The sequence below is a fragment of the Deltaproteobacteria bacterium genome, assembly GCA_026388545.1.
Classification (GTDB): Bacteria; Desulfobacterota; Syntrophia; order Syntrophales; family UBA2185; genus JAPLJS01.
On record JAPLJS010000062.1, the window covers coordinates 1 to 4,634 of the forward strand.

Annotated in this window: 5 protein-coding genes; 3 read left to right on the plus strand and 2 right to left on the minus strand. The window is 45.1% G+C overall.

The features are described from left to right. Window positions 1-466: 466 nt before the first annotated feature. Window positions 467-688 (minus strand): hypothetical protein, encoded by a 222-nt coding sequence (locus tag NTW12_07400; protein MCX5846168.1) that lies wholly within the window; start codon window positions 686-688, stop codon window positions 467-469. A 378-nt stretch (window positions 689-1,066) separates the two neighbouring features. Between NTW12_07400 and NTW12_07405 the strand changes: the two genes are divergently transcribed. The 3 genes from NTW12_07405 (at window position 1,067) to NTW12_07415 (ending at window position 3,485) form a co-directional block, all read left to right on the plus strand. Continuing rightward, a complete protein-coding gene (locus tag NTW12_07405) occupies window positions 1,067-1,942 on the plus strand; it encodes an SGNH/GDSL hydrolase family protein (GenBank protein MCX5846169.1) in 876 nt (291 codons plus the stop codon). 312 nt (window positions 1,943-2,254) lie between these two features. Then, window positions 2,255-2,668: a hypothetical protein gene (locus NTW12_07410; GenBank protein ID MCX5846170.1), complete on the plus strand. Its 414-nt coding sequence runs from the start codon at window positions 2,255-2,257 to the stop codon at window positions 2,666-2,668. A 172-nt stretch (window positions 2,669-2,840) separates the two neighbouring features. Further along, the gene (locus tag NTW12_07415) at window positions 2,841-3,485 is read left to right on the plus strand and encodes a hemolysin III family protein (GenBank protein MCX5846171.1); all 645 of its coding nucleotides are present in this window, start codon (window positions 2,841-2,843) and stop codon (window positions 3,483-3,485) included. A gap of 230 nt (window positions 3,486-3,715) precedes the next feature. Here the strand turns inward: NTW12_07415 and NTW12_07420 are convergent, their stop codons facing one another. Further along, complete coding sequence (locus NTW12_07420) at window positions 3,716-4,594, minus strand: EamA family transporter (protein MCX5846172.1); 879 nt, start codon at window positions 4,592-4,594, stop codon at window positions 3,716-3,718. Window positions 4,595-4,634 lie beyond the last annotated feature (40 nt).

Below are 4,634 nucleotides of genomic sequence, written 5' to 3' on the forward strand. Positions count from 1 at the left end.
CCTTTATACAACGAAGACTTAAGAAGGAAATCCACATACTCGTTGATAAGGCTGTTGATACCACTGTTGATAACTATCATAAGTGCTCAATTGTTACGATTTTATAACAGAATGCACCAAATAGAAGCAATCAAAATAGTGTAATAAATATATATACATAAACTGCATAGCTGTAATTTCTACAACTTAAGTCATCTTTGAAAACAAGTTATGAACTGTATGAAAAAATTATGCCACTTTTAAGGAATTTTTCAGCCGGAGTAAAATAAAATCTATGTCCTTTTTTTCGAAATGAATGGCCTTCATAAAAGAAGTCTATTCTCAATTCCTTGTAAAGGGGGGCTACTTTAAATAAGTATCCATTTCAAACGGTAAACCCTGATTTAATTCAGAACATGCAAAAGGGGCTCCTGATCTTTCGGAGCCCCTTTTGCATAACTTCTTTTACAAAGAGTGATTAAACTGCTTACTTCTTTACGGGCGCGGGTGCTGGTTCCTCAGCCTTCTTTTCAGCCTTTTTCTCTTTCTTTGCCTTCTTTACCTTCTTCTTTTCAGCCTTCTTCTCTGCTTTCTCTTCTGCTTTCTTCTCTGGTTCAGCAGCCTTGGTGACTGGAGCCTGAGCGAAGCAAAGACCGGTCAGCGAAAGTGCAAAGAGGATAGAAACGATAATTGACATTAGCTTTTTCATTGTATCACTTCCTTCCATTTGGTTTATCTATAATACAGCAAGGAGTATGCCACGAAAAAGATAGCTGCAATCATATTTGATAACAACAACTTACCGAAAAACAAACAGAGGATACCTCCTATCCGGTGGGGAACTACTCCTCTTTTCATGAGGAATAATTCCATACCCAGAGATATTAATCAGCCTTAGTGCATCATTTTAAAAAAACGCAGAACTCTCTGCTATAATATGGTACAGAACCGTGAGCCCTGTCAGGCATCATCGAATTGGGTACCCCAGCAATAGAGGGCCACTTCCGTTGATGTGGCTGAGCAGTACGCACACGAAAGAGGATTGACGAGACGAAGTGAACGATATGAAATGCCAGAAGGAATTCCAATGAAAAAATCCATGACCAAGACCATCCTTCGTTGCATCGGTGTTCTCGTTATTATTATGCTTGCGCTCGGTGGGAGAGCGGTTGGCTTGCAGGCGGCAGAAATCGCCCAGAAGATCGCCTTCTTTGGTGATTCCATTACCGCAAACGGTTGGAGCAATCAGACCGGGTATGTAAATCTCACCATAGCCGGCCTCAAGGCCAACGGCATCAGGGTGTTTGCCATACCCGCAGGCATTGGCGGACACAAGTCCAACCAGATGCTTGAACGCCTCAAACGGGACGTGCTCGACAAGAAGCCGGACTGGATAACCCTGAGCTGCGGCGTGAACGACGTGTGGCAAGGTTCCCAAGGTGTGCCTCTTGACCAGTATAAGATCAACATCACTGCCATCGTAGACAGGTGCCGGGCCGCCGGTGTGAAGGTGGTAATCCTCACCGCAACGGTGATCGGCGAGGAACTGGATAATGATTATAACAAGAAGTTAGCTTCCTACAACGAGTTTCTCCGATCGCTGGCGAAAGAAAAGAGGTGCCTGTTGGCCGACCTCAACGCGTTGTTCCAGAAGAGAATCAAGATTATTCCCAAGTCCGGACGTCTGCTGACTTCGGACGGTGTCCACATGAACCCTGCCGGCGACAAGGTAATGGCAGAAGGCATCTTACGGGCCTTCGAGCTCAACCATGCACAGATCAAAAAGGCACAGGATGCCTGGATGGAAATTAGCGGCAGCCTCAACCTGCCCATGGTCGTTAAGGGAATAAACGAGAATCTTCCGACGGGACGGCACTATTTACCCGTAATCTTCCCTCATCATCGTATGGTGGCCATGAAGAAAGGAGTAATTCCCCGAAGAAGTTTTTCCATTGACGGGTAAATCATTTGAGAGTAATTTCACAAATATAACTTCCCCCCTATTCCTGCGTTAACGTACAACGTAACCCTTACCCTCATAGAGGAAGTTATGAGAAGGAATTTCTGTAAGGTGCCTGTATGATGCCTCCAAGGCGGCTGTCCTCCTTTTGGGGATTTCATCCAATCCACAAGTAACCAAGAAGTCAACCGGCACACCCTTTTTTACAAACACAAGGAGGTTTTCTTATGAAAACTCGGACAATAGTACTTGGATTAATTGCTGCTTACTGCGTGGACAGCTGTGGCCGCATAATCTCGGGGGTATAGTTCGGCAATGAACACTGAAAGATTAATATCACGGCATCCTCTCAATAACGGCCTGACCCTGGAGTTTTGGGACTACTCCCGGCCGATAGCCGGCGACCGCTGGTTCGTGCTCCTGGAGGTCCGGATCGCCATTCCGATTCGGCCCGACACCCTGCCGCCGGAGCTGCGAGGGCAAGCCGACCAGGTTAAGGAGGCGTTGGGGGACGAAATTATCTTCTCCCACAAAGACGAGCGCAACTTTATTGCCGCAACGGAGGCCCCCAAAATCCTCAAGGACATGCAGGATAGGTTTTTGGACATGGCGCCCGGTTACTTCGGGCATCCTTATTTTGCCGCCAGGTTCATCCGGGGAAAATTCGCGGAAAAGCAAGAACTGCAGCGCTGGCAGCGTTTAGATACTCGACAGGACGACCATTCATGACCGATACGGCCCCTCCCCTGCGTACTCCTCGCCACGGCGGGAGGCATAGTAAGACTTACCGAGGATGTTAATTTGCTGTGGATGGCACCTTTATTCGCGAGATTTGCTGTGTCAGGTCGATTAGTTGAATGAGAAGGAAAATATTGACATTTATCGTAGAGGATGAAAGTGGGTGGCCATTTTGATCCGGCGTCAGGAGAAAATATCGTGTTATTCACATCTGGCAGGGGTATTTGCGGCAATTGCCGGTACCGTCTATTTAATCTATGTGACGCGAACGTCGGCAGCTCATGTGGTAGTCTCCATAGTGTACGGTTTTTCGGTAATCCTGCTCTTTTTAGCCAGTGCTACATATCATGCGTTGAAACAAAATGAGAATGAAACATCTATTTGGCGAAAACTGGACCATTCTGCCATATTTTTCATGATTGCCGGTACTTATACGCCTGTTTGTTATGTATATCTTTCGGGGTATTGGAAATGGTCGGTTATCATAATCCAGTGGGCACTGGTTATTGCCGGGTTGTTTTTGAAATTCTTCTATCTCAAGGCGCCTCGCTATTTTTCCACGATCATCTACCTGCTCATGGGATGGATTGGGATTGTGGCCATTAAAGAGTTTTTAACAACCATGCCCCTCAATGCCATATTTTACCTTTTTGCCGGAGGGATATCTTTCACTGTCGGAGCGATATTTTATGCCATCAAAAAACCAGTTTTTTGGTCAGGGTTGGGTTTTCACGAAATCTTTCACCTGTTCGTGCTCCTGGGAGGGGTATTCCACTACCTGTTAGTTTATATTGCCCTGGCAGGATAAAGGAGTGAAAAGTACCGGCAAGAAAAAGTTAATAGCACGTAAATACGCATGTTTCGTTATCAAGGTAAAAAGGGACAGGCTGAATTAATAGGCAGTAGCCTGGTTCCTTTTATTACTCTTCATATTTGCGGTATCACTAATTTTTTCTTTTTCTCGTGGAGAATTGTTTCCTATCTTAGTCAACATATTTTATGACCTAGTAAATGAATTGAACGATCCATTCCTGATTATCATTGCTCCAGCACAATGATCAAAAATCCAATAAGCATGAGAGTCGTGCCTACCAGTCTTTCTCTGAAGCCGGTTTCCTTAAAGAGAAAATGACCGTAGATCACACCGACCAGGAGACTTAACCGACAAACAGCGACCGTGTAGGCCACATTTGCCAGACTCATGGCAATGGTATAGAAGATCACCGTTATGGCTGCGAAGATTCCGGGGAGAACAGAGATTTTCAAAGACTCTTTGCAGATGCGACCATGTGAATAGATTTTGCCAACCTTGAAAATGACCGGGCTTAGCACAATGAAAAATGCCAAATTGTATGTAACCCCGAAAAAAAGTGCAGATGAATGGTTAAGCGCATGTTTACCAAAAGTGTTGGTGAATCCATAAAGGATGGCGACGATGATCATAAAGACGGAACCTATTTCCTTCCCGATAGCCTTAATCGGTTCTAGAAATCCTTTGGTCATTTCTTTGAGATTCAGAGTATAACTTCCGAGAGCAATCACCAGTATGCCGATACCACCCCAGAAAGATACCAATTCTCCCAACATGATGTAAGGTATAATGATAAGACAGACAGGTGTTAAAGACAGAAACGGCACCGTAAGGCTGAGGGGAGATATTTTAATTGCTTTCATGTCAAGGATATATGCAATTACTTCAAAAGGTAATGCGGAGAAGAACGCTGTATAAAAATCTCCATCCAGTGCCGGGATTGGAATAAAGAAGAGGCATGGCGATAGAAGCAGGACAACCACCAGTTGGCGTAACCATGCGATTGTGTATTCATCATGAAGCTGTAAAGCCTTCTTTGTAAGGGCATCACTGGTTCCACCAGTGAGGGCGGCAATTAACGCCAGCAGTATCCATGCATTTTCCATGTTGAATCATTTATCTGAATCCGGCAGCGAGCGCTTCCAG

Excerpts from the sequence above, each read along its gene's own strand:
- NTW12_07400 (MCX5846168.1), bottom strand. The coding sequence starts at position 688 with ATGAAAAAGCTAATGTCAATTATCGTTTCTATCCTCTTTGCACTTTCG.
- NTW12_07405 (MCX5846169.1), top strand. The coding sequence starts at position 1,067 with ATGAAAAAATCCATGACCAAGACCATCCTTCGTTGCATCGGTGTTCTC.
- NTW12_07410 (MCX5846170.1), top strand. The coding sequence starts at position 2,255 with ATGAACACTGAAAGATTAATATCACGGCATCCTCTCAATAACGGCCTG.
- NTW12_07420 (MCX5846172.1), bottom strand. The coding sequence starts at position 4,594 with ATGGAAAATGCATGGATACTGCTGGCGTTAATTGCCGCCCTCACTGGT.